A 25,329-nucleotide genomic window follows, 5' to 3' on the forward strand; every position below is an offset into this window, starting at 1 on the left:
ACTGCCTTCATGCCATCTTGCGGAGGAGATTAACGGTCGTCAATCCCTGAAAACAGACCCAATTCGAGGTATCGGAACGTCCAGGAGCGGACCGGAATTGCCCGGAATCAGAAATTTTTTTGCTCCGTCGCGAGCGGCAGTGCCTTCAATTGCACGCGAAGATATGCAGCGACGTCCCGCCTCCGATCTAACGATCAATCACCGTTCGTTGGCGACTGACTGTCTTTGAAATTCGTGGCTCACGATACTATGTCAGGTGATCGCAGGACCTGCTGAAACCTGCACGGCAGACAAGGTTTTCCTGCGCTGCCACACGGGAGCAGACTCGTTTAACCTGCGCGAGCATTGACACCCTCGTGCATCGGAGCGGCTGTCTTTTTGCGCGAAGCATGACCGGAATGGTTTTGCATGCTGCGCTCGGCGTTTAGCTTTCGTGTTCCAAGTGGATCAGCTTACTCGCGCGAACGGCCGGAGATGTCCATGCGACGTCCTGTTCATTTCACTGCGCATGTTTCATCTTCCAGCGCGGGCCACGCGTTTTTCCTGCGCGTCCAGACACGGCGTTTTGCAGCGGTAGTCCATCTATCCGCTCGACCATGGTCAGGCCCACTCACCGGATTCGCGAACGGCGATCTTAAAGACATAAAAACCAGTAACGGCAGGATAGGCTATCGCTGGTTTCAGGCGCCCAAGGGGCCAACGCCTGAATTCCAGAGGGTCGTCAGCGCAGCCTCCGCGTCGTCGTCGTGGTCGTGCGCGTCGTATTCGTCCCCGACGCACTGAACTGGATGTCCAACTGAGCCTACACAGAACACGACCATAGGATATGGCATGAAGAACATTCAATGTTGAGGCCAGATTGAAATGTCAGGGTTGCGGCTTTTTAGACGGAATGGTCGCCTCTTGCCTTCAGGGCCGTCCGATGCAGCAGGCTCTCGCCCCGAGCGTGAGACATTGGAGGTTCGGCAGTCCTGCCGTCAAGGAGAACCTGATGGAACCCACGACCATTGCCATAGATCTGGCCAAGCACGTTTTCCAGATTCACTATGTCGAGCCTGAGTCTTGCGCGATTCACGGCAAGGTACTCAAACGCGCCCAGCTCGTGCCGTTCTTCGCCAACCGGCCTGCGAGCCGTGTTGTCATCGAGGCCTGTTGCAGCGCGCATCACTGGGCCCGCGTCCTGGCGCGGGTTGGCCGCGACGTGCGGCTCATCGCTGCCCAGTTCGTGCGGCAGTTCGTGAAGTCGAACAAGAATCTATGGTCCTCCCCGTTTTTGCAACACTGACTTTTAATGTTGTGATTGGCTTGATTGAATCTATTCGGCGTCTTGAAGGGGATCACTCCCCGCGCCACGATGAGAGTCGCGCCCAACGAACCTCAGAACGACGGCGGCTTCATATACGAGCCAATTCATTTCGGGTTCTTCGTTGGGCCACTGTGCCGTTCACGTCATCAGCTGTCAGCGGTCGCAAAACCAGTTGGTTAAGGAAAGTCTGCAAAAGCCCTGGCTTTGCGTTGCTGCTGAGCTATCCTGGAAACAGAGCGAATTAGATGAGGAGCAACGTGATGACGCAGCTTGGTCTTGGTCTGGATCTGTCAACGAAGCGCACGCGCAAGCGGGAATTTCTCGATGAGATGCGACGCGTCGTGCCCTGGCTGAAGCTGATTGCGCTGATCGAGCCACACTATCCCACGGGCAAAACCGGTCGGCCACCGTTCCCGATTGCAACGATGCTACAGATTCATTTCATGCAGCAATGGTTCGGTCTGTCAGACCCTGCTATGGAAGAGGCACTCTATGACGTGCCGCTTTATCGCCAGTTCGCGGGTCTCGACGGCGAGATGGTCCGCTTGCCGGATGAAAGCACAATTCTCCGGTTCCGCCATCTGCTGGAAACGCACGGGCTGGCGATGCAAATGCTGGCGCTGGTCAATGAAATCCTGACGGCGCAAGGCCTGATGCTTAAGGCCGGGTCGGCAGTCGACGCCACCCTGATTGCCGCACCCAGTTCGACAAAGAACGACTCCAAAACGCGCGATCCGGAAATGCAATCCACGCAGAAAGGTGGCAACTGGTACTTCGGGATGAAAATGCATATCGGCGTGGACGCCGACTCGGGCCTGGTCCATACGGTCGTTGGGACTGCGGCCAACGTTCACGACATCACCGTAGCCCAGGCGCTGCTGCATGGTGAAGAAACGGATGTGTACGCGGACGCCGGATATCAGGGGATCGAAAAGCGTTGTGAGACTGACGCGGTTCGGTGGCATGTTGCAATGCGACCGGCAAAGCGCAGGAAACTGGATCTGAGTGATTCATTGGACGCGATCTACGATCAGATCGAACGCCTGAAAGCGGGTATTCGGGCCAAGGTCGAACACCCGTTTCGTATCCTCAAGCGGCAGTTCGGTTACATGAAGACCCGCGATCGCGGTTTGATGAAGAACACTGCCCAGATCACTACGCTGTTTGCTTTGGGCAATTTATGGATGGCGCGTAGAGCTTTGCGCAAAGCTTGAAACAGCGGGCCAATGACGGCCATATGTCTGGCTGGAACGCTCCGGCGCACGGAAAAATCCTCCAATCCACGCATCAACACAGATCTGAACGCCGAGGCTGCGCTCAATGTGAAAGGCAACGCTTCAAATGCGGGTTTTGCAGACCTTCCTTAACTTGTGTACTGCTATTCGGTGCTCGTTATGCCTGCATCGCTGCAGTGCCAGCGTTGAAACCTGAGCTTCCCCCGAAATTTCGCCTTCCAAGAGGTCGTGTATAAACTCGACGGAAAGGAAGGGAATCAGGCATGTTCAAGGGGCGGATTCAACCGGTCGTCGCAACGCGAGATTGTTGAACAGATTTTAGGTATTCGTCCAGGGCTTCGGCAGGAGTCTTCCAATTAAGCGTTTTCCGGGGCCTGGTATTCAGTGCATTGGCAACGGCATGGATCTCTCGAGCGCTCCAACGGGATAGGTATGTGCCCTTTGGAAAGTATTGTCGCAGAAGGCCGTTCGTGTTCTCGTTCGTGCCACGCTGCCATGGACTGTGCGGGTCGGCGAAGAATACCTTTACCCCGGACTCGACGGTGAAGCGGGCGTGATCGGATAGTTCCTTGCCACGATCCCAAGTCAATGACTGCCACAACTGGGCAGGCATGTCAGTCACGGTCTTCTTGAGCGCATTGGCCATCGTGACAGTTCCGTAGCCAGCCAGCGCCGGGCCGTTCTTCGTCCGCGGAGTCAACCCATAGCCTTTCTTCCGAGGCAGGCGCACGAGCATGGTGAAACGGCTTGATCCCTCCACCAGCGTCCCAATAGCAGATCGGTTCAGGCCGATGATCAGGTCACCCTCCCAATGCCTGGCACAGCACGATCCTGCGCTTCTGCAGGCCGGCTAGAGATCATCACATTCTCGCTAACGTACGCCCAGGCCTTGGCTTGTGCCCTGGCCCTCGGTACGCGCAACGCCCGCCCCGTGCGCAGACAGCTGAGCAGCTCGCGCCTGAGAGCACCGCGGCCCTGGATATAGAGCGCTTGGTAAATGGCTTCGTGAGATATACGCATGGATTCGTCATCCGGGAAGTCGATCTACAGCCGTTTGGAAATCTGTTCGGGCGACCAGCCATTGACCCATTTGCGATCACCGCGATGCGGTTTGTTTCTTCCTTTGAACGGCGCTTGCCGAGGCCCAGAAATCTCACGACCATCAGCGTCGCGAACCTTGCCCTCCAAACGGTCTTGCACGTAGTGGCGCATCCGCTGGCGCAACAGCGCGATCTTCTCGTACAGGTGCACGGTCTTCACATCAAAACCTGTCGTACCGGTCCGGTCTGCGGTTTCAATCATGTCGAGATATCGCTGCACGCTTTCCTCGATCTGCTCATGACGCTTGTCGATCTTGCCTGCGGTGTAGTTCCTGTCACGGCTGTTCACAGCCTTGAACTTGCTGCCGTCGATTGCCACCATGTCGCCGGATAGCAGCTTAAGTCCGCGATATAGTTCGACGAAACGACGGCATACGTTGCGAATGGCGGGGCCGTTGTCGCGGCGAAAGTCGACGATCGTCTTGAAGTCTGGCGCCAGACGTCCTGTCAGCCACATCAGCTCGACCTTGCGCTGGCATTCGCGCTCTAGACGCCGGCTGGACGGTATCCGGTTCAGATACCCGTATATGTAGATCTTGAGCATCACGCCTGGGTGATACGACGGGCGGCCCGTGATCGCCGGCGTGGTGCCGCTGAAACCAAGGTCCACAGGGTCCAATTCGTCGACGAAGGCCTCTATGACCCTGACAGGATTGCCCTGCCCGATGTAGTCATCTACGCATTCGGGTAGCAGTGCGACCTGCTTGCGGTCATCGCCTTCAACGAATCGCTTCATGAGTCACCTGGTCTCAGTACGTTGATTCGGTTTAGGCGATCAATGCGTTTTCACACACCATCTCGGCCAACTGCAGACGTCCATATGGTTGTGCTGAACGGCTGGTACTCGGGGGCGGCCCGTTCAAACGGCTGGTACTCCCACTCCCTGAACGTCAGGTTGTGGCCGACTGTACGCATTGGCCCATCAAGCGCAGCGACTTCGCACCACTCGCCATCCACTTCTCCTTCCTTGTCCTTATGCCACCGTCCTGTCGGGTGCGATGCGACGCAACGCACTCGATCAAGGAAACAGGCCTCTTCTATGAACGCCACGCACATGCTATTGGCGCAGTGCACGTCGCAAGATCTTTCCGGATGCCGTTTTTGGCAGGTCGTCAACAAACGTGACGATTCGCGGAACCTTGTACGCCGCAAGTCGTGTCTTCGAGGACAGGATCTTGCCGCCTGAGATCTTGTTGCCAGGCGCCAGGCATAGCCATGACGTGAAGTGCTTCGCGCTCGGCCCGCGGGACATTCGTTGCCGCATTCGGCAATGAGCTTGAGTGCCACGTAAGGCCCGAGCCCGTGAATCTGCGTCAGGTCGACACCCAGCATGCCGTTCAGCGCGTCTCGCACTCGAACTGTTCTGGCGGGAGTTCCACAACCAGCGCCAGGCGGGCGCGTGCGTAGGGCTGGTGCCGCAACTTACGACAGCGGCGAGAGCCAGCTGGTCCAGGGAATCAGCAAGCAAAGCAAGCCAACCGACGGGTGCGCGCCCTGCTGATCAAGATGGCGTTGGCCTGGCTGCCCTACCAGCCTAGCAGTGCGCTGACGCAGTGGTTCAACCAGCGCACGCAGGTCACGGACCGATTTGCCGGGCGAGGCGCATTGCAATCGTCGCGGTGGCGCGGCGCCTCGCAGTTGCGCTGTGCGCTATCTGATGGATGGCGTGATACCCCAAGGCGCACAGCTGAAATCAGCCTGAGTCAGCAAGGTATCGCAATACCACCATCATGCACGGTTCCGAAGCCCGGCGCATTGGCCGTTTGAAGTGAACATGCCCGTGGGCAACCTTGGTTACCGACGTAGCCGATTTTATAGATGCGGCATGCTCCTGGAAAAATTCCAGCGTAACACGCATACAGGATGAGGCTGGCCGGGTGCCAGCGGAGAGAAGGTTGTGAGACGCTGGAGTCTTACGCGCGCGATGACCGGCTTCAGACCAGCGACCTAGACCGGATCGCAGCAACTGCTGACCGCAGTGGAACTCCGCTGAAATATGCAGGCGCAAAATGCGCTTTATGTTGGCGAGCGCTATAACTCGCGCTCGCCAACATACGCCAGCATATCGCCCCTTCGCAGCGTCAAGGGTCCGCTGCGCCAGGCTTCGCCTGCCCTTGACCCAGCTACGCGCTTTCACACAAAGGCGCAGAAGGAGGCTCGACCGATGATTCGCCAGTCAGTTCGTGAAAGGCCTTGACAACATCCTGCTCATAGAAGGTTGCCCAATCTCCAGGTCCCTCACTACGTGTTGCGCTTGTCTTGAACTGAGGCCCCTTTCCTGCACCGGCATTACCCGTTAGCTGACCAACTGTGCGACCGCGCTCGCTCTCGACCCGCGCACGCGGCAGACCGCTTTCTGCGACACAGCGCTCGATCAGGCCATCCCCCAAATCAAGGATGTTCTGCGCAATCGCCTCAAGAAAGTCCGCTCTAGCCGGGAGCGAACTCTCCCGGTAGGTGTCGAATGCCGACCAGGCCAGGGCGCAGGCGCATTCGAGGTCGGCATCGGCCGCGCCCCCGAACGGCGGTTCGATCACCTCCTCGGTTGCCGCGTGGATCGCACGGATCGAACCGTTCGTGCGGAGAACAGTCTCGTGGCCTATCAACATCTTTCCTTCGATTCGCATAACTAGATTCTCAAATAAGACTGCACGTTTAATCGGAACCGTGTCCGCTGATACCCAATGAATATCTGCGGACCCATGGGCAATGAAGCGACTACGCCCCCGCCTTCCCGGTATGCCGACGAAGAATGCTCGCGAGCAGTGCGCCGACCCCAAACTCCCAGGGCGCAATGCGATGCGAATAGTTGACCGTGTTGACGAGCGCTCCGAATCGCGGGCTCGATATCGTCACCGTATCGCCGATCTGATGCGTGAATCCTTGCCCCGGCACGCCGCGATCCGCGGTGGGTGCAAACAACGTGGCGCACCGCCTCGGCTTCCGCAGACCCCGGGCGAACGCTTGCGAGCCGATCGCCCAGCACGGACATGACACGCGCGCGCACTTCGTCGGCTTGGCTCGCGTCGCCTCCCGAGCGCTCCTCGATCACCCGCTCCAGCAGGCTTTCGACGAACGTCACACCGCTCGCCTTGACCGCCTGAAGGTCACATGGTGCGATAAGCTAGGGGTGGACGGATCGCGTCGATCGAAGGCGGAATTGGCAAGAACGGGGTCCAGTGCCGCTAGCCTCGGCGGGTTCGCAGCGCCCTCCTTCAGCCGAAGGCCGATTTCTGGTTGCTCAAGCAACGTGCTGGTCGTCAGCGCGACCGACGACACATCCACCAGTTCGCCACCAATAACAGCGACAGGACGGGGGTCGCCGATAGCCGGGCACCATGCGCCCCCACGAGCACAGCCTGCTCCAGATCGTCAGGCAGCGCGGATCGGTCATTCAATGGCATCTATCTTTCTCCAACCTGGGTTATTGCTGAACATCAGTGCGGTGCATGCGCTCTACTTATGCCGGACACCGGCGGCTCACATGATTGCGCTGATTTGCCAAGGGACGAATTCGTTTTGTCCGTAACCGTGCTGCTCGCTACGGGAACGTTTCCCGGAGGCCACGTCGAGCAGCAGTTGGAACAGCACTGCGCCAAGTTGCTCGATCGTTACGCTCCCTTCCAGCACTTCTCCGCAGTTCAGGTCCATGTCGTCGGACTGACGTTGCCAGAGTGCGCTGTTTGTCGCGAGCTTTACCGACGGCGAGGGAGCGCAGCCGTAAGCCGAACCGCGTCCCGTCGTGAAGCAGATCAGGTTCGCACCGCCGGCAACCTGGCCGGTAGCCGACACCGGGTCGTAGCCAGGCGTGTCCATGAACACCAGGCCGCGCGCCTTAACCGGCTGGGCGTATTCGTACACCTCGACGAGATTCGTCGAACCTGCCTTTGCAATGCCGCCCAACGATTTCTCGAGAACGGTCGTCAAGCCGCCGACCTTATTGCCCGCCGACGGATTGTTGTTGATCTGCGCCCCTTGCCGCTGCGCGTACGCTTCCCACCACCGGATGCGATCGACCAGTTTCTGTCCCACTTCGGGCGTTACCGCGCGGCGGGTCAACAGGTGCTCGGCACCATAAATCTCCGGCGTCTCCGAAAGAATCGCAGTACCGCCCTGCCGCACCAGCAAATCGACGGCTGCACCCAGCACGGGATTGGCCGTGACGCCCGAATATCCGTCCGACCCACCACATTGAAGGCCGATGGTGAGATGACTTGCCGAAACCGTTTCCCGCTTAACGTCATTAGCGTAGGGCAACATCTGCCGAACCAGTTCGATACCCTTTGCAATTGTCAGGGTCGTGCCACCGGTGTCCTGAATCGTTAAGGTTCGCAAGCGGTCGTGTTCTTTGAGCCCCTGGGTTTCGAGCAGCCGCGAAATCTGATTCGTTTCGCAGCCCAGGCCGATGACCAGCACGCTCGCGAAGTTGGGATGGCATGCATAGCCGCCAAGCGTGCGCTGCAGGATCGCGAGACCGTCGCCTTCCGAGTCGATGGCGCAACCGGAACCATGGGTGAGTGCGACGACGCCGTCGACATTCGGAAACGCGGCCAGCGCGTGCGGACGAATGTCACGGCGGAAATAGTCGGAAATGGCTCGCGCGACCGTGGCCGAGCAATTCACCGAGGTGAGGATGCCGATGTAATTGCGCGTAGCCACACGGCCGTCTTCGCGCACAATGCCCTGGAATGTCGCGGGCTCAGTTGAAGGGACGCTGGCACGCACGCTCTGACTAAATGCGTAGTCACGGGCAAATTCTCCCATCGCAAGATTATGTGTGTGAACGTGCTGCCCCGCACTGATCGGCTGACTCGCGAAGCCGATGATCTGGCCATAGCGGTGCACCGCTTCACCCTCGTCGATGTCGCGTGTCGCCACTTTGTGACCGGGCGGGATCAATCCCGAGACCGTCACCGCTTCCCGATCCAGCACCGTGCCGGACATAAGCTGATCGAGGGCGATGACGACATCGTCAGCGGGATTGAGCCGAATGACGCGAACCGGCCTGAACGCGGTCGATGCGTCGGACTTGCCCGCAACAGGGGACGACATGGAACTACTCCTTCGTTTCTCAACGTGACGACATTTTCGGGGCCGGCTGCGCGACGTCGCGTGACGTGCCGTGCAGCCGTGTTCAAACGACGTTTCAGCCAGCGCTCCACGGCGTCTTGCAGCGCGTGTACTCCAGTTGATAGAGCGTGGCGTCCGGCGCAACCGCAGCGGCCCCGGGCAAAGCAGCGAGCCCGACACGGAAAGCGTCCACTGCCGTGCGGACATAGTCGGCGCGGCATCCTTCGATCATCACGATCCATGTCGGCACCTCGGTGCCTTCCGAACGCGCCTTCTTCTCGGCAGTTTCTACCTTGCTGACGGCCTCGTCGGCCAGACAAAGGTGCACACCCGTGATGCCCGGCCGGTCGGCGAGCGGCGGCAAGACCTGCTGACGCAATCCCTTCACGACATCGGCCCGCGCCGCCGAAGGCACATCGAAGCGCACCGTCACGAGACTGGCGCCCTGCCCCACACCGTCGGAATACGCCACATGGCAGATCGAGCGGGCCACGCTGCGAAACGAGGCGACGACCTGCTTCGTCCATGGCGTCGGTGAATTGAGCCGAAGCAGGTAGTCCTGCGCGCCGAGCACCTCCACGGTGTCGGCTTCATACAGATTGAAGTACTCGGGGCCCGCATCCAGCGCAATGTAGCGCCGGCCGCGCCTGAACCCCGGAATCCCGGCGCGTTCCGGCATGTGCTCGCGGTTGTGCCACTCGTAGAATTCATCCTTCGCTTCCGGCAGCAGGTCATGCCAGATCGCGACGACGCCCGTTCCAGCAAGGCTCATATCTCCTCCTTTTACAGATTGAATCGTTCTATCGTGCCAACGGATATTCGCCGCGGCCCCATGCCACGCCAAACGGATCCGCGTACGGCACGACCTTCTGGCTCTGCTCGCCGAGTCCGCTGCCGCCGAGGGTCATGGTGTCGCCCGCTTTCAGAAAGACGGGCGGCTTCTGACCGAGGCCGACACCGGGAGGCGTCCCGGTAATGATGACGTCGCCAGCCATCAGCGGCATGAAGCGGCTGAGATACGCCACGATATGCGCGACGTTGAAGATCATCGTGCGTGTGTTGCCCGTCTGACGACGTGTGCCGTTGACGTCGAGCCACAGGTCGAGCACCTGCGGGTCGGGCACTTCATCACGCGTGAGGAGCCACGGGCCGAGCGGGGCAAAAGAGAAGCCGCTTTTGCCCTTGGTCCACTGACCTTCGCGTTCGAGCTGATACGTGCGTTCGGAAACGTCATTGGCAAGGCAGTAACCCGCCACATGATCAAGCGCGGTGGCTTCATCGATCTGCCAGGCGGGTTTGCCGATCACCACGCCCAGTTCGACCTCCCAATCCAGCTTTTGCGCGTCTGCCGGCAAGATGACCGGATCGTTCGGGCCGCTGATCGAACCCGTATGCTTGTTGAACACGACAGGTTCCCGCGGGATCGGCGTATCGGTTTCAGCGGCATGATCGGTGTAATTCAGACCAATGCATACGAGGTTACGGACATTGCCGATACACGCGCCAAGGCGCGTGCCCGCTGCCACGACGGGCAGGCGATTCAGATCGAGTTCGCCCAGCCTTGCAAGGGCCGCAGGCGAAACGGTCGTTCCGTCGATGTCGTCGACGACGCCGGTCAGATCGCGGATCGCGCCGCTCGAATCGATGACACCGGGATGCTCCTGACCAGGCTGGCCGAAACGGACGAGACGCATTTGAATACTCCTATCAAGACGAAAAAAGTATGGGCAATGTGCCGAGATCACCAAAGCCGATATGCAACTCACAGCCGATCGGCAACTCGAGCACGCCCGCGTAGGAGCCCGTGATCACAGCCTGGCCGGCATGCAATCCAAGGCCGCGGACGCGGAGAAAGTTGGCGAGCCACACGATCGGCGCGAGCACGCTGCGATCAGGGTGGCGGCCAGCAAAACTGACCGCCTTGTGTCCGGCGCAAGTCACACTGACGGTGAATTCGACAGGGAGATCGGCCGCCGTCGCGCCGTCGCGCAACTCAACGCGTGGCCCAATGACAAGACCGGCATTGAACAGACCGTCTGCCAGCAATTCAGGAAACGTCAGTGCCTCCGGATGCACATAGCGACTGCCCAGCAGTTCGAGCGCGAGGTGAACATTCCCGAGAGCCTCGAGCACCTCCGCTTCGCTGTATGCTTCGCGCCGTGGCGGCAGATCGCGATCCAGCAAACAGGCGAGTTCAGGCTCTGCCCTTACAGAAGACTGCCCACGCACCGCGCGAATGCGGCATTGGGCGCCTCGATGGATGACGGCGTCATAGATGGGTGCGGCGATGATTTTGCCCGCCGGCGGCAGCGCACATTTCCACGCGCCAGCCTGCTGGCCGAGCTGATCGCCGACCTGTTGCTGGATCGCGAAACCCTCGTCCGGATTCACGGGTCTCAGTTCGACGGGAAGGCGCTCCGCGAGCGTGCCTTGCCCGCGCGCCGCGACGAGAAGGCGTGCTGCCTGCTCATCCAACGCGGCGATTCGCTCGATAGCCTGATGTGCTCCCGGCGTGTTCATGCCGCTTCACTCACATGCGCACCGACGCTCTGGCGCGGCCATACGGCACCCAGCTTGGCAGACGCTTGCTGCAATAGCGCGTAAAAGGACTCGTAACGCTCCGGCTGAACCCGTGTGACCGGCCCGGCAATGCTCATCGTGCCCACCACCGCACCGTCAGGCAGCGAACGCACCGGCACCGCCAGTGCGACGACACCCGGCTCGGCCTCTTCAACGACAAGGCCATAGCCACGCTGCCTGGTCCGCTCCAACTCCGGAATCAACTGCTCGACGCTGGTGATTGCCTTCGGCGTCCATGCGCCGGCGGCGGACGCTTTTCCAAGTCCGCCACGCAGGGCGTATTCGATCGCCTGGTCGTTCGGCATTCCAGCCAGCCACACCTTGCCAACCGATGTGGCATGCAAGACGATGGGGCTGTGCATGGACGGCGAATACATGAGGCCCGGCGCCGCGCCCTGGGACGCTGCCAGCCACGCGAGGGTTCCTTCGTTGACGACCGTCAGCCGGACCAGTTCGCGGCACTGCGCGGCGACTTCGTCAAGGATCGGCTGCACCAGACCCGGCAGACCGAGCCCATGCAGGTACCGCTGACCGAGCAAGGACAGCTTCAAGGTCAGACGGTACTGGGACGTCTGTTCACCCTGCTCCGCCCACCCCTGCTCGCACAGTTGCGCGAGCACCCGATGGGCAGGGCCTTTCTCCAGCCCGAGTTCGGCGGCGATATCGGAGATGCGCATCCAGCGCGCCTCACGTGCGAGCAACTCGATCGCCTGAAGCGACCGGTCAACTGCTCCCTTGACAACTCTCATAATTGACGTAACATGATTCTTACTGGAACGGTGTTACAACAATAGACAACCAGCACCCAAAAGTCAATCAAGACGGAGACAAGCATGACTCGGAACACTCAGGTAAAGCCTCACAGCAAGCGCCAGTCGAAGATAGCCGCGGCCAGCGGCTGGATTGGCTCGGCATTGGAGTATTACGACTTCTTCATCTACGCGACCGCGGCGTCGCTGGTGTTCCCGCAGCTCTTCTTTCCGTCTGATAACCCAACGGTCGCGATCATCGCGTCACTGGCGAGCTTCGGTGTCGGCTATATCGCCCGGCCGGTGGGCGCCGTCGTCCTCGGGCACTGGGGCGACCGCCACGGCCGTAAGACGGTGCTGATCCTCTGCATGTTCGTCATGGGCCTTTCGACAATGGCCGTCGGGGCCCTGCCAACGTATAAGCAGATCGGGATCTGGGCGCCGGTGCTGCTCGTGATTCTTCGCCTGATCCAGGGCTTCGCGGTCGCCGGGGAGCTTTCCGGCGCCAGCTCGATGATTCTCGAGCACGCACCGTTCGGTCGGCGCGGCTACTTCGCGAGCTTTACCCTCCAGGGCGTGCAGGCCGGACAGCTCATGGCGGCAGCGGTCTTCCTGCCTCTCGCGCACTTCATGCCCAGGGACCAGTTCACTTCCTGGGGCTGGCGGATTCCGTTCCTGCTGAGCATCGTCGTTATGATCGTGGCTTACTTCATTCGCCGCGAAGTCGACGAGACGCCGGCCTTCGCCGAGGAGCGCGCACACGGCGAAGTTCCCGCCTCGCCGGTCGTCGAAGTATTCCGGCAGAGCTGGGACGATATCGTGCGCGTGGTCTGCATGGCGCTTACCGCCGTGATCGCCCTGGTCGCTGCGGTCTTCGGTGCCGCCTATGCGGTTCAGCCCGCGTACGGCATCGGCTTCCCGTCCGGCGTGTATCTGTGGATTCCTGTTCTGGGCAATATTTGCGCAGTGATCCTGATTCCCTACGTCGGCAATCTCTCGGACAAGATTGGCCGCAGGCCGCCCGTCATTGTCGGCACCCTCAGCGCCGGACTGCTTTCGTTCGTGTATCTGTACGCTATCAGCATCCATAACCTGTGGCTGGCGATGATTCTCTCGGTGCTCATGTGGGGCATCGCCTATCAGGGCTTCAACGGCGTATTCCCGAGCCTGTTCCCGGAACTGTTCCACACGCGCGTGCGCGTGTCAGGGATGGCCATCGGACAGAACGTCGGGACGACGCTGTCCGCGCTTCTCCCGGCATTTTTCGTCGCGGTCGCGCCCCCCGGCTCCGCCAATATTCCGCTGAAGATCGGAGCCCTGACATTCGGCATCTGTGTCGTGGCCGCGATCGCCGCTTTCACCACGCGCGAGACGTACCGGGTCCGCCTCCACGACCTCGGCGACCGCAACGCGGTCCCCGTACCCAAAGGCGACTACGATCGCCTGCGCGCCGGGACGATGGCCGGGACGACCGGAATAGCCGACCCACAGGACTTAACAAACCAACTGCGCTCGTAGCTGAAGCCACGGCAATATCGCTGCGACCGCCATGTCGGCGCAACTTAGGACGTTCGGATGGGCCGGGCAGGATCAAGCGGTCGCGGCACTTGCGAATATCTGATGCCACACAGGAGAAAGGCACATGCACAACGAAGGTACGCCACGTTACGACGGCCCGCGCGAACTCGCGCACTCCCTGACTCCGTTCGCACGCGTCAGTGCGGCCGCGGCCGTCTGGAACCAGGAGGGGCTGCGCGCGGACTCCGAGTATCGCGACCTCGGGCTCGCCGCAGTGACCAACGGTCGCGTCGGAGCCAAGCACATTCGCGCGCTGAAGCCGTTCACCGATGCCACGGGGTGGCACTGGCACGACATGACTGCGCACTACCTGTATGTGCTGCGCGGATCGGTCACGTTCCGTTTCGCCGGCGTCGAGGGCGACGTGACGCTCCAGGCCGGAGACGACCTCTCGCAGCCCGCCGGCGTTCCGCACAACGTGATCTGGCGCTCCGATGACCTTGAAGTGATCGAGATCAACGAGCCCGCGGTCTACGGAACATGGGATCTCGCCGAACCGCCGGCACCCTGGAAGTGATCACCAAGCTATGACTGCACCTTCCGTCAACATCGGACATGAGGCCGCAATGCATCCACATATCACAGGAAGAACGCGACTCTACGGGTTGGTGGGCGATCCACTGACGGCAGCCAGGTCGCCGCAATTGCTAAACCAGCTTTTTATCGAACAGCGCGCGGACGCGGTTTGCATCCCGTTTGGGGTCAAGGCGGAGGACCTGTCCGCATTCGTGGCCGGCGCACGAGCGATAGGCAATCTTTCCGGCATGCTAGTCACGATGCCTCATAAGCAACGGATGCTCGCTTTTGTTGACGAGCTACATCCAACTGCTCGTCAGGTGGGCGCACTGAACGTCATCCGTTGCGAAGAAGATGGACGCTGGGTCGGTGCCATATTCGATGGCCTCGGCTGTGTGCTTGGCATGCAATGGGAAGGCAACCACCCGGCGAACAAGTCCGTTCTTCTCGTCGGTGCCGGAGGCGCAGGCAGAGCTATCGCTTTTGCCGTCGCGTCCGCGGGCGCCCGGACGTTAACCATATCCGACGTCGACGGGCATCGGGCTGGCGATCTCGCGAAATCCGTGGCTGCCGAAACCGGTTGCATCACGCACGCCGGACCACCCGACCCACACGGATTCGAAATCGTTATCAATGCCACACCGCTCGGAATGAACAGGAACGATGCCATACCGGTAAATCCCGAGCGGCTCGCGCCCGGCACCATCGTCGTAGACATCATCAATGCGCCCGAGCCGACGCCCCTTCGCCGCGCCGCGCAGGCGCGCGGCTGTCGTACCCAGGACGGGGGGCCGATGCATGAAGGGCAGGCATTGCATGCCCTACGCTTCCTTGGGTTCGATTACCGCCCTGCTGGAAGGCCAGCACCAGACGATGGCTTGCTGTTCGCGCCTACCATGAACGCAAGCCCTTGATGCCGAACGCCTCAGGGAAAACGCCAGAATCAACAGTTGTCACCAGTCTGAACGGAGGAAAGATGCGATGAATAGTTTCAACGTTTTCACATCAGTATGTGCGGATGGCCTTAACGCGCGCATCGCGCAAGCACCAAGTCGACTTGTCGGCGGTGCTAAGGGAGAACACGCATGAAAGTCGCATTGCTGGAGGCCAGCCATTGGCATGTCCCACTCTATCTTGATGCGCTCGAGGCGCCCGGGATCCAGGTGGTAGCCGTTTCGGATGCGGAGCAGGCGAAGGGACAGGCAATTGCCGGGCGATTTGGGAGCAGGTTGTACTCGTCAGCCTATGAGTTGCTAGAGCGCGAGGAAGTCGATTTTGCATTTGTGTTCGGGCGACATTCCGAAATGCCGACGCTCGCTGAGGCGGTGATCGCGCGAAAAATTCCATTCGCGCTGGAGAAACCGTGCGGTGTCAACATGTCGCAGGTCACGCGGCTCCGAAAACTGACCGAGGAAGCCAATCTGTATTGCGCGGTACCGTTGATCTTCCGGATGAGCGAGTTGCTCAGCTCACTGCAAGAGGCTGAAGGACGCATACCGTCGGACTTCAACTACATGTCGTTCCGTTTCATTGTGGGTCCGCCGGGTCGTTACGAAGCTGCGGGCGCAGGATGGGCGCTCGACCCCGCGTTTTCCGGAGGCGGATCCACGATCAATGTCGCAACCCACTTCATCGATCTCTTCAGATTACTGACCGGTAAAGAGGTCGCGCGAGTCTCCGCCACCATGAACTCCCGAACGCATCGAGGCGCCGTCGAGGACTACTCATTGCTGACAATGCAAACCGAAGACGGCGTGATCGGGCTTGTGGAGACCGGATACAGCTTTCCCAGTACTCCAGACGAGCAGCGCGAATTCTCCTTCACCCTTTCATCCGATCGCATGTACGCGAAATCGGGCCCCGACCGGATCGAGATTCGGGACCGAAGCAGTCTTGCCTTCGGCACGCGAAGTCGCCGTCTCCAGTTAGAGACTGACATTTACTACCCACTGTTCGTCAAGCGGGTGCTTGCTGAATGCCGCACAGGTGCAAAGCCGATCGCGTCATTGCGCGACGCCGAGGCGATGATGCAGGTCATGGATGCGGCCTACGCTTCTGCTCGGCAAGGGGGTGCGCTTCTGACTCTTGCGCCAATTTCCGTATGACCCGAGCTGCGGGATCGCCCTGCACGCCTATGCCGCTAACGAGATATTGCAATTTGGCCGATTATCCTGCACCGAAGGAAGGCGACTGGATCGCGCGAGACTTCCGTTTCCACACCGGGGAGGTGATGCCGGAGCTGCGGCTACACTACCGAACCATCGGCGACCCGTCGGGAGAACCGGTCCTGGTCCTGCACGGCACGACGGGCACAGGCGCCAGCATGCTGACGCCCGCATTCGCGGGAGAGTTGTTCGGGCCGGGACAGCCGCTCGATGCAAACAACTATTTCATCATTCTCCCGGACGGGATTGGAACCGGCGGATCGTCCAAGCCGTCCGACGGGCTGCGCACGCGGTTCCCGGATTACAACTACGACGACATGGTGCTTGCGCAGTACAGGCTCGTAACCGAGTGCCTGGGCATCAGGCACCTGCGGCTGTTGATCGGCAACTCGATGGGCGGCATGCACGCATGGATCTGGGCGGTGCGATATCCGGACTTCATGGACGCGCTGGTGCCGCTGGCGTCGCAACCGACAGAGATGTCCGGCCGCAACTGGATGCTGCGCCGCATGCTCACCGAGTTGGTCCGCAACGACCCGGAGTACCAGGATGGCAATTACGCCAGTCCGCCCCGCTCCTTGCGCATTCCCAGCGCGTTCTTCGCGCTGGCCACCAACGGCGGAACGCTGGCCTGCCAGAAGGCGGCGCCGACAATGGAGTTGGCCGACAACTACGTGGACACCCAGTTGGCCCAGCCCTTCACGTTGGATGCCAACGACTACTTATATCAATGGGGTGCCTCGCGCGGCTATAACCCCGCACCGGGTCTGGAGCACGTCCAGGCTAAGGTGCTCGCCGTCAACGCGGCCGACGACGAACGCTATCCGCCCGAGACTGGTCTGCTGGAGCGCGCGATGCAGCATGTGCGCCACGGCCGGCTGTTTTTGATCCCTGCCAGCGGGGATACGTGCGGCCACGGTACCAGCGGCCTGGCTCGTTTCTACAAAGCTGAGCTGCAGGAACTGCTGCAATCGGCCCCACGCCGCGCCTCCAGGTGATGCTGACCCGACAATACGGCGCCCGTTCGTCCGGCGCGTCGCTATTGCGCTGGACCTACACAACATGTCTTTCGAGCAACGACCATGGTTCCGTTCGGCGACGAGTGTTGCTGTCGCCGCGCGGCGGCCGAACGTGACGCTGCTGCTCTCACGTCGGCCTTGAGCGGCCGCCCGATGGTGTTGTCGCTGCGATGCTCGTATTGGCCGTTCAGTGGATCAAGCGAGCTGGCGCCAAAGCCCGTTGCGACATAGAAGCGCAGCGGGACGACTGGAAGCGTCCGCTCCGCAGTCCAAAGTGAATTCCGCTGCGATCAATAAATGGCTGCGGCCAAGGCACGCTAGACTATCGATTGTCGGTCACGAGTATCAGCCCATTGCATAAGCGTGAGCGCCGCTTGTCCCGCCGACGCGCCGCGACGAGAAGGCGTGCTGCCTGCTCATCCAACGCGGCGATTCGCTCGATAGCCTGATGTGCTCCCGGCGTGTTCATGCCGCTTCACTCACATGCGCACCGACGCTCTGGCGCGGCCATACGGCACCCAGCTTGGCAGACGCTTGCTGCAATAGCGCGTAAAAGGACTCGTAACGCTCCGGCTGAACCCGTGTGACCGGCCCGGCAATGCTCATCGTGCCCACCACCGCACCGTCAGGCAGCGAACGCACCGGCACCGCCAGTGCGACGACACCCGGCTCGGCCTCTTCAACGACAAGGCCATAGCCACGCTGCCTGGTCCGCTCCAACTCCGGAATCAACTGCTCGACGCTGGTGATTGCCTTCGGCGTCCATGCGCCGGCGGCGGACGCTTTTCCAAGTCCGCCACGCAGGGCGTATTCGATCGCCTGGTCGTTCGGCATTCCAGCCAGCCACACCTTGCCAACCGATGTGGCATGCAAGACGATGGGGCTGTGCATGGACGGCGAATACATGAGGCCCGGCGCCGCGCCCTGGGACGCTGCCAGCCACGCGAGGGTTCCTTCGTTGACGACCGTCAGCCGGACCAGTTCGCGGCACTGCGCGGCGACTTCGTCAAGGATCGGCTGCACCAGACCCGGCAGACCGAGCCCATGCAGGTACCGCTGACCGAGCAAGGACAGCTTCAAGGTCAGACGGTACTGGGACGTCTGTTCATCCTGCTCCGCCCACCCCTGCTCGCACAGTTGCGCGAGCACCCGATGGGCAGGGCCTTTCTCCAGCCCGAGTTCGGCGGCGATATCGGAGATGCGCATCCAGCGCGCCTCACGTGCGAGCAACTCGATCGCCTGAAGCGACCGGTCAACTGCTCCCTTGACAACTCTCATAATAAGACAGGCATGAATCGGAACACCCTGGTTAAGCCCCACGACCAGCGCCAGTGGAAGATCGCCGCACCCAGCGGCTGGCTTGGCCCGGCATTGGAGCATTACGACTTCTTCATCCGTGCGACTGCGGCGTCGTTGGCGTTCGCGCAGCTCTTCTTTCCGTCGGACAATCCAACGGTCGCCATTATCGCACCACGCGACCGGCGCCAGGCGACGTCGCGCTGTTGTCGTGCGCCGATAAACCATTGGTCGGCATCGGATGAGAAGCAATGATGCATACGTTATTTTCCAGTGTGCATTCCAACGTGCTTAGAGGTGGGCGCGCAAATTCGGACAGTCGGATAAGTGGAATGCTCGGGGCCTGAGCCGGCGATAATGCCGACAAAGGAACCAGGAAGATGACGAAGAGAACCCGACGGACGCACTCAGCCGCGTTCAAAGCGAAAGTGGCGATGGCGGCGGTCAAGGGCGAGCGGACGCTAGCCGAACTGGCGCAGCAGTTCGATGTGCACCCGAACCAGATCACCGAATGGAAGCGGCAGTTGCAGGAACGTGCCGCCGAAGTGTTTGGCGCAGGCGGCACGGCGTCGAGCGAGCCGCAAGTCGATTTGAAGGAGCTACATGCGAAGATCGGCCAACTCACGCTCGAGAACGATTTTTTAAGCGGCGCGCTCAACAAGGCGGGATTGCTGAGCGCAAAGCGATGATCGATCGTACACACGCATTGCCGGTCTCGCAGCAGGCGCGACTCGTTGGTATCGCAAGATCGAGCGTGTATTACCGGGCGCAACCGGTGAGCAACGCAGACCAGTTGCTGATGCGCCGGATCGACGAACTGCACATGGAGTTTCCGTTTGCCGGAGCGCGGATGCTGGCGCGACTGCTGCGTCGCGAGGGACACGAGATTGGCCGCAGGCGCGCGCGCACGCTGATGAAGCGCATGGGTATCGAGGCGCTGTACTGCGAGCCGAACACGAGCCGACGCAATGCGCGGCACAAGATCTGGCCGTAATTGGGACTGGCTTACGCAGTGGGTATTCAGTCCAGCGCCCGCGTCTGGGCTCCCGGCACGGCACCCCTGAGTGTCGAGCCGCCCACCGGACAGCCTGGGCGGCCACGCAAACTGTTGCGCCGCGCGCCCGGGCACGAGCCGGTATCAGTCAAAGCGCTCGCGCTCGGTCTAGATGCCGAGTGCTACCAGGTGATCATTGGCGCGAAGGAACCCGTGCCGCCTTGAGTTCGCGGTTTGCTGCCGTACGCGTACGTGCCTCGCACCGTGATTACTGGCGCTCCACACAGCGCGATGAGGAATGGCTGCTGATTGAATGGCCTCAGGGCGATCCTAAACCGGCTAAATATTGGCTCTCAACACTTCCGAATGTGACGTCCCTGCAACGCCTGGTGAATGTCGCGAAGATGCGTTGGCGCATCGAGCGCGACTACCAGGATCTGAAGCAGGAGTTCGGCCTGGGCCACTTCGAAGAGCGCAGTTGGCGCGGGTTCCACCATCATGCGTCGCTCTGCATCGCGGCCTACGGCTTTCTGGTTACGCAGCGCCTGATTCAGGGCGCTGGTAAAAAAAACTTCGCCGTCGGCAGCTTCTTTACCCTACCCGACGACTACGTGCCGCGAGGCTCCCCAGCGCGCCCAACGGCACGTGGCTGATTCGATTGCCAGCTTGCGCTGGCGTCTCGCGGCTTACATCGCGCAACGCCTCCGACGATGTCCGTTCTGCTCTTCATCAAAATATTTTGTGACACAGTAAGATTTCTATGGGGCAATGGAAGTCAAGCCCTTTCGCGATCCGTTTTTCCGTCAGTTATCTCCCATTCGAGAGCGCGACAGGTTATCCACGGCCGGCCGGCGGGTCGCCTGTTACGACCACGACGCCGGCCAGTGGTGGATAACCTACTCGATCAGATGTTTTGCAATCCTCCATATCAAGCGAGAACAGTAGTGAGGTCGGGGTGTCTGAAGTCCGGACACTTGACCGGACCAACTTCTATCCGTGCCGGCACGAGACCGGGCACCACGTACCGCATGCGCAAGGCGCTGGAACCACCCCATTATGGACGCGCCCCATCTAGAACTACGGTTACCTGCGAAGGTAACCCTCTTACTGTCCGGGCGCGCCGAACCTTCAAATGCTGTTGCCGCTCGACGTTGGTACTCAGGTCGCTGTCGCCTTCTTCGCGGGGGGCTTGAGGGTTGCCCCGAGGGGAATCTCGCCGAATTCCAGATAGCGCCATAGCGCGACCGCCAGACGTCTGGCAAGTGCCACAATGCCGATGCGTCGCATACGCTTGCCGCCGCCTGCAAAGCGCTCGTTGAACCAGTCGCTTAGCTCGCTGCTGCGCTGGAAGCGCAACCAGCTCCACGCCAGTTCCACCATCAGCCATCGGGCTCGCTTGTTGCCGATCTTGCTGATGCCCTGCTCAACTTCACTCGTACCGCTGGCATAGGGCGTCGGGGCCAGGCCCAGGCAGCCGGTCACTTCACGGCGGTTGTGAAACTGCCGCCAGCCGAACAGTTCCCTGATCAGGACCCAGGCGCTGCCGGTGCCGATACCCGCAAGGCGCGCGAGCCGCGCGATCGCGGGTTGCGCACCGCTGCGCACCTCGCGCTGTTGCGGTACCTCGAGCGCCCTGATCTGCCTGGCAGTGAGCAACAGCCGTTCGAATTCGCGTTCGATCTCGGCGCGCAGGGCTGGCAACAGCTGTGTGGTGTGCTGCGCCCACCAGTGCACCCACGCGCGGCCGCTGATTCGCTCGGGCCGCAGGTTGTGGAGTACCAGCAGCGAGCGGATGCGGTTGCTATGGGAAGTGCGCTCTTGCCGCAGGCGATCGAGTTCACGGTGTACCCGCCGCGCATCTTCCTGTTCGGGGGTGGGGATACGTGCGACCGCCCAAACCCGGAGCTCACCACCGTAGTAGCGCATCAGCATCGACAGCAGCTTGTCGCTGTCGAGACGGTCGGTCTTGGCGCGACGTCTGCGCCGGTTCACTTCGATACTGGCTGAATCCACCACGAGGTTCGTGATCTGATGTGCTTCCAGGCAGCGGTGCAGCCAGAAGCCGTCACGCCCGGCTTCATAACTGCTGCGCACCGGGGCATCGGTGGCCAGATGACAGCGCACTTTGGCCTTTGAAATCGCCGTGAAGACTGCAGCCGTATCGCCAGCGGCCACTGTGCAGCGGCTTGGCGAGCGCACCCCATCGCCCAGCGAGAGATTCCAGCTCCTGTCACCCAGTTCGAAGGCGACATACAGCGATCCGGTGATGGTTGTATCCTGCCCATGAAGGGCCGTGCGAGGCGCATTCATTTGCGTACTCCTCTCGGAAAACGGGTGTTGGAATCCTCGTTTTACTCCAGGAGGCTTACTTCCGCGGCCCTTCCATAGTATCTAGTGTCTTTGGCTGGATTGAACTCACGACGCTCGCGAGAGTTCTCCTCGCGTTTACTGCGCGATCGCGCCATTCCAGCTCCCGCACCGATGCCTGCAGGCTTTTGCCTCCCCGCCCGGCTCCGGGCAGGCCTCACGCTCGCGGTCGTTTTCCGCAATGTTCCCCACCCCCGTCATTACCAGCGACGCATGATCGGGCAGGCTGCTACTAGCAGACAGGCGTGGGTGTTGTCCGCTACCATTGGCGAGACAGTTGTAATAACGACCCACAGGTCATGCCTGCATGGACGCACGGTACAGCTATTAAGTTGGAGTCGACACCTGAGCGCCCCGAGGCAACCCGGAGCTACGAGGAAAACCGCATATGGCGACACGCACGAAACCGCGAATCCGGGTTGGCGTTGGAGGCTGGACCTATGGCCCATGGCGCGGGGTGTTTTATCCGCCGGATCTGACGCAAAAATGCGAGCTCGAATACGCGAGCCGCCAGCTGACGACCATCGAAATTAATGGGACCTTCTATGGCTTGCAGAAACCCGAGAGCTATATGAAGTGGCGCGACGAGACGCCTGACGATTTTGTATTTGCACTCAAGGCGCCGCGCTACGCGACCAACCGGCGTGTGCTGGCCGAGGCCGGCGACAGTATCGAACGCTTCTTCGGCAGTGGCCTCGTGCATCTGAAACAAAAACTCGGTCCGATCAACTGGCAGTTCGCCACAACCAAGCAATTCGACGCAGACGACTTCGAAGCGTTTCTGGCGTTGCTGCCCAGGAAGCTCGACGGACTCACGCTAAGGCATGCCGTCGAAGTTCGACACGAGAGTTTCCGCAACGAAGTCTTTGTCGCGCTGGCGCGCAAATATGGCGTGGCGATCGTACTCGCAGGCGATAGCCATTATCCTCAGATCGCCAGTCTCACCGCACCCTTTGTGTATGCGCGCATCATGGGGACGTCCGAAAAGCAGGCCCAAGGTTATTCGAAGAAGGCGCTCGATGCGTGGGCCGAGCGCGCACGCCAGCTTGCCGCAGGCACCATTCCCGAAGATATCGAACCCGTCGAGGCCAAGGCAGCCGCAAAAAGCGCGCGCGATGTTTACCTCTACGTGATCAGCGGCTTCAAGGAACGCAACCCGGACGCGGCAAAAGCCATCATCGAGCGCCTGTGACAGGCTAAGGTTGAGTGATATGCGTACGCGTTGATCGTATTGCGAGCAGAACCCGAGGTGCACGCAATCGGCATAGGGGGCAGCCTGAGGCTGCGCCCCTGCCACACCACCCGGCATGCGGGTCCGCACCGGGCGGTTCGGGAAGTTGAGGTTAGGAGAGTCGGGGCACACCCAGCTGATCGAAGTAAGTGATGGTCAGCACGCTGTTGAGGAGCTTGCCGCTGTTGCACCACCAGCGGCGACTGTTCGCCGCCACCTGTTGTGCCACAGAGCATGACGCGCCCAGCGCGCGCAGTTCCCGGTAGATGGTTGAGCCACGGCGCCAATGCTTAAGCTGGATGGCGCGTAGTCGGTGGCGCAGCCACTCATCCAGCTCACGCCAGACTCTGGGGGTTTGCGCCAACCGGAAGTATGCCCTCCAGCCCTGCACATAAGTCCGCAACCGTGCCACCACGTCCTTCATGCTGCGCCCGCCAGATCGGCGGGTCAGTTCACGAATGCGGTGCCTGAACGCCAGCAGCGGTTTGGCCGCCACCTTGCGCTTGACCACACCGCCTGGAGCCACCCATAAGCTGTAACCCAGGAACTTGCGACCGAACACACTCGCGACCGCACTTTTGGTCTCGTTGACCTTCAGGCGCAATCGCCCATACAGACGTCGCAGCAGCACCATTACCCGTTCGCCCGCGCGGCGGCTACGAACATACACGTTCGCATCGTCGGCGTAGCGCGCAAAGCAGTGGCCCCGCCGCTCCAGTTCCTTGTCCACCTCATCCAGCAACACGTTGGCCAGCAGCGGCGATAGCGGCCCGCCTTGCGGCGTGCCCTGGGCTCGCTGCTGAACCACTCCATCATCCATGATGCCGCTGTTCAGATACGCCCTGATCAGCCGGATTACACCAGCGTCTCCAATGCGTTTCTGTAGGCGGTCGATCAGGATGTCGTGGTTGACCCGGTCGAAGAACTTCTCCAGGTCAACGTCCACCACGATTCGCCGGCCTGACTGCACGTACGACTGCGCGGCAAGCACCGCATCGTGTGCACGCCGTCCGGGCCGGAAGCCGTAGCTATGCTCGCTGAAGGTGGGATCCAGAACCGGCTGCAGCACCTGCAGCAGAGCCTGCTGGATCAACCGGTCCGTTACCGTCGGGATACCAAGCTCGCGCTCGCCTCCGTCCGGCTTCGGAATCGTCACCCGCCGTACCGGGCTGGGCCGGTACGTCCCCTTCAGCAGTTGTTCACGAATCGCTGGCCACGCCGTCACCAGATGGCGCGCAGTCTGGTCAACGCCCAGACCATCCACCCCAGCGGCTCCTTTGTTGGCCCGCACCCGTTTGAACGCCCGCTTCAGGTTCTCTCTCGTCAACGCCGCTTCCAGCAACGCTGACCCTGTGCTCCCGGGTTCATGCCGCGGGCAGCCGGCTTCGTCGCTCACAGGTACATGCGCAGCTTCACCACGCGCTGCTCCCGCTCGCCCCGTTTGCACGGGCATCTGACGCATTGCCTGCCGCATCGGCATATCCCTGAACACTCCTTCCCGTTCGGTCCTTCGTCACCAGCTTCAGCCTTGCCGACCTGTCCTGTGACTACTACGACCTCGGCTGACTTCTCGCTCCGGTTCGACACCGTTGCCCTTTCAGGCATGAGGCGAGATCTCCCCAGGTAAGAACGCACTCCTTCACCGCACAACCGCCGGATTTACGGCACCAATCCTTGACCACAAGAGCTTCGCAGATTCGTGCCCGCTCGCCCTGATCGGTGCCGCCTCATATCCGGTTCTTGTCCATCGGCTCACGGCTTTGCTCCACGCTTCCTCCCCACGCTCGGTCACCCTTACGCAGTTGCGCTTCACTTCATTCGCTGTGGTCAGCTTATGGGAGGACTTGCACCTCCAGGAGTGCGCCCATGCTGGGCGCACACGAAAAAGAGCGAAGCCCGCAAAGGGTTCGCTCTCAAGCTGGCGCGTCACAGCATTAGCAACTTCGGTCCAGCAGCCAATTTTTCCTCCAATGGCTGCTTCGAGTAAATCCAAACAGCGCTTTCGGTTCGGAGTTATGTATTCATCCAGGTGGGTAGCGAACTTCCACCGTTGCCTTCGGTGAATGGCCGGACTAAACCAGTGTCCCGTCGTACCCATCCTGGTCGACGAGCGTCCGCCCTGT

The 25,329-nt window shown here is 60.9% G+C and carries 18 protein-coding genes and 6 pseudogenes; 12 read left to right on the top strand and 12 right to left on the bottom strand.

The window, feature by feature from the left end:
• Positions 1 to 991: 991 nt before the first annotated feature.
• Together OKW41_RS15215 and OKW41_RS15220 are read left to right on the top strand one after the other, a co-directional pair.
• Positions 992 to 1,255: pseudogene (locus tag OKW41_RS15215) on the top strand (IS110 family transposase); the annotation flags it as partial.
• A gap of 311 nt (positions 1,256 to 1,566) precedes the next feature.
• On the top strand, positions 1,567 to 2,520 hold the full coding sequence (locus OKW41_RS15220; protein WP_429573038.1) for an IS5 family transposase: 954 nt from the start codon (positions 1,567 to 1,569) through the stop codon (positions 2,518 to 2,520).
• Between the two features lie 301 nt (positions 2,521 to 2,821).
• On the opposite strand, the pseudogene OKW41_RS15225 reads toward OKW41_RS15220, so the two are convergent.
• Both OKW41_RS15225 and OKW41_RS15230 read right to left on the bottom strand, forming a co-directional pair.
• Positions 2,822 to 4,377: pseudogene (locus OKW41_RS15225) on the bottom strand (IS30 family transposase).
• Between the two features lie 321 nt (positions 4,378 to 4,698).
• Positions 4,699 to 4,905, bottom strand: a complete 207-nt coding sequence (locus OKW41_RS15230) for an AMP-binding enzyme (protein ID WP_429443972.1) — start codon at positions 4,903 to 4,905, stop codon at positions 4,699 to 4,701.
• A gap of 73 nt (positions 4,906 to 4,978) precedes the next feature.
• Here OKW41_RS15230 and OKW41_RS15235 point away from each other — a divergent pair.
• A pseudogene (locus OKW41_RS15235) lies at positions 4,979 to 5,343 on the top strand (transposase); the annotation flags it as partial.
• Between the two features lie 595 nt (positions 5,344 to 5,938).
• Here OKW41_RS15235 and OKW41_RS15240 read toward each other — a convergent pair.
• From OKW41_RS15240 to OKW41_RS15270, 7 genes and pseudogenes are all read right to left on the bottom strand, one after another.
• A pseudogene (locus OKW41_RS15240) lies at positions 5,939 to 6,268 on the bottom strand (aldehyde dehydrogenase (NADP(+))); the annotation flags it as partial.
• Between the two features lie 91 nt (positions 6,269 to 6,359).
• A complete protein-coding gene (locus OKW41_RS15245; protein ID WP_429573039.1) occupies positions 6,360 to 6,563 on the bottom strand; it encodes a hypothetical protein in 204 nt (67 codons plus the stop codon).
• A gap of 558 nt (positions 6,564 to 7,121) precedes the next feature.
• Positions 7,122 to 8,693: a UxaA family hydrolase gene (locus OKW41_RS15250; RefSeq protein WP_429573040.1), complete on the bottom strand. Its 1,572-nt coding sequence runs from the start codon at positions 8,691 to 8,693 to the stop codon at positions 7,122 to 7,124.
• 94 nt (positions 8,694 to 8,787) lie between these two features.
• Positions 8,788 to 9,483 carry a hypothetical protein gene (locus OKW41_RS15255; RefSeq protein ID WP_429573041.1) on the bottom strand — a complete coding sequence of 232 codons (696 nt, stop codon included), beginning with the start codon at positions 9,481 to 9,483 and terminating at the stop codon, positions 8,788 to 8,790.
• A 28-nt stretch (positions 9,484 to 9,511) separates the two neighbouring features.
• Positions 9,512 to 10,405 (bottom strand): fumarylacetoacetate hydrolase family protein, encoded by an 894-nt coding sequence (locus OKW41_RS15260; protein ID WP_429443976.1) that lies wholly within the window; start codon positions 10,403 to 10,405, stop codon positions 9,512 to 9,514.
• A 13-nt stretch (positions 10,406 to 10,418) separates the two neighbouring features.
• The gene (locus OKW41_RS15265; protein WP_429443977.1) at positions 10,419 to 11,231 is read right to left on the bottom strand and encodes a 2-keto-4-pentenoate hydratase; all 813 of its coding nucleotides are present in this window, start codon (positions 11,229 to 11,231) and stop codon (positions 10,419 to 10,421) included.
• A complete protein-coding gene (locus OKW41_RS15270) occupies positions 11,228 to 12,040 on the bottom strand; it encodes an IclR family transcriptional regulator (protein ID WP_429573042.1) in 813 nt (270 codons plus the stop codon). Before OKW41_RS15270 ends, OKW41_RS15265 begins: the two co-directional genes overlap by 4 nt.
• A gap of 84 nt (positions 12,041 to 12,124) precedes the next feature.
• Between OKW41_RS15270 and OKW41_RS15275 the strand changes: the two genes are divergently transcribed.
• The 5 genes from OKW41_RS15275 (at position 12,125) to OKW41_RS15295 (ending at position 17,297) form a co-directional block, all read left to right on the top strand.
• Positions 12,125 to 13,558, top strand: coding sequence for an MFS transporter (locus OKW41_RS15275; RefSeq protein ID WP_429573043.1), 1,434 nt, complete (start codon positions 12,125 to 12,127; stop codon positions 13,556 to 13,558).
• A gap of 124 nt (positions 13,559 to 13,682) precedes the next feature.
• Entirely contained in the window at positions 13,683 to 14,135 is a 453-nt protein-coding gene (locus OKW41_RS15280) for a cupin domain-containing protein (RefSeq protein ID WP_429573044.1), read from the top strand.
• Between the two features lie 49 nt (positions 14,136 to 14,184).
• Entirely contained in the window at positions 14,185 to 15,048 is an 864-nt protein-coding gene (locus tag OKW41_RS15285) for a shikimate dehydrogenase family protein (RefSeq protein ID WP_429573045.1), read from the top strand.
• 171 nt (positions 15,049 to 15,219) lie between these two features.
• Complete coding sequence (locus tag OKW41_RS15290) at positions 15,220 to 16,239, top strand: Gfo/Idh/MocA family protein (RefSeq protein ID WP_429573046.1); 1,020 nt, start codon at positions 15,220 to 15,222, stop codon at positions 16,237 to 16,239.
• A gap of 29 nt (positions 16,240 to 16,268) precedes the next feature.
• The gene (locus tag OKW41_RS15295; RefSeq protein ID WP_429573047.1) at positions 16,269 to 17,297 is read left to right on the top strand and encodes an alpha/beta fold hydrolase; all 1,029 of its coding nucleotides are present in this window, start codon (positions 16,269 to 16,271) and stop codon (positions 17,295 to 17,297) included.
• A gap of 486 nt (positions 17,298 to 17,783) precedes the next feature.
• On the opposite strand, the gene OKW41_RS15300 is transcribed toward OKW41_RS15295, so the two are convergent.
• Positions 17,784 to 18,596 (bottom strand): IclR family transcriptional regulator, encoded by an 813-nt coding sequence (locus tag OKW41_RS15300; RefSeq protein WP_429573048.1) that lies wholly within the window; start codon positions 18,594 to 18,596, stop codon positions 17,784 to 17,786.
• A 12-nt stretch (positions 18,597 to 18,608) separates the two neighbouring features.
• Between OKW41_RS15300 and OKW41_RS15305 the strand changes: the two genes are divergently transcribed.
• From OKW41_RS15305 to OKW41_RS15315, 3 genes and pseudogenes are all read left to right on the top strand, one after another.
• Positions 18,609 to 18,869: a hypothetical protein gene (locus tag OKW41_RS15305; RefSeq protein WP_429443979.1), complete on the top strand. Its 261-nt coding sequence runs from the start codon at positions 18,609 to 18,611 to the stop codon at positions 18,867 to 18,869.
• Positions 18,870 to 18,994: 125 nt separating this feature from the next.
• Positions 18,995 to 19,605, top strand: a pseudogene (locus OKW41_RS15310) (IS3 family transposase); the annotation flags it as partial.
• A gap of 3 nt (positions 19,606 to 19,608) precedes the next feature.
• Positions 19,609 to 20,261 (top strand): annotated as a pseudogene (locus OKW41_RS15315) (IS701 family transposase); the annotation flags it as partial.
• A gap of 505 nt (positions 20,262 to 20,766) precedes the next feature.
• Here the strand turns inward: OKW41_RS15315 and OKW41_RS15320 are convergent.
• A complete protein-coding gene (locus OKW41_RS15320) occupies positions 20,767 to 21,918 on the bottom strand; it encodes an IS110 family transposase (protein WP_429573049.1) in 1,152 nt (383 codons plus the stop codon).
• A 445-nt stretch (positions 21,919 to 22,363) separates the two neighbouring features.
• On the opposite strand from OKW41_RS15320, the gene OKW41_RS15325 reads away from it, so the two are divergent.
• Entirely contained in the window at positions 22,364 to 23,167 is an 804-nt protein-coding gene (locus tag OKW41_RS15325; protein WP_429573050.1) for a DUF72 domain-containing protein, read from the top strand.
• A 151-nt stretch (positions 23,168 to 23,318) separates the two neighbouring features.
• On the opposite strand, the gene ltrA is transcribed toward OKW41_RS15325, so the two are convergent.
• Positions 23,319 to 24,686 (bottom strand): group II intron reverse transcriptase/maturase, encoded by a 1,368-nt coding sequence (ltrA, locus tag OKW41_RS15330; RefSeq protein WP_187620135.1) that lies wholly within the window; start codon positions 24,684 to 24,686, stop codon positions 23,319 to 23,321.
• Between the last annotated feature and the right edge of the window lie 643 nt (positions 24,687 to 25,329).

Origin of the sequence: Paraburkholderia sp. UCT70 (genome assembly GCF_050434085.1) — a bacterium.
GTDB classification, from domain to species: Bacteria; Pseudomonadota; Gammaproteobacteria; order Burkholderiales; family Burkholderiaceae; genus Paraburkholderia; species Paraburkholderia tuberum.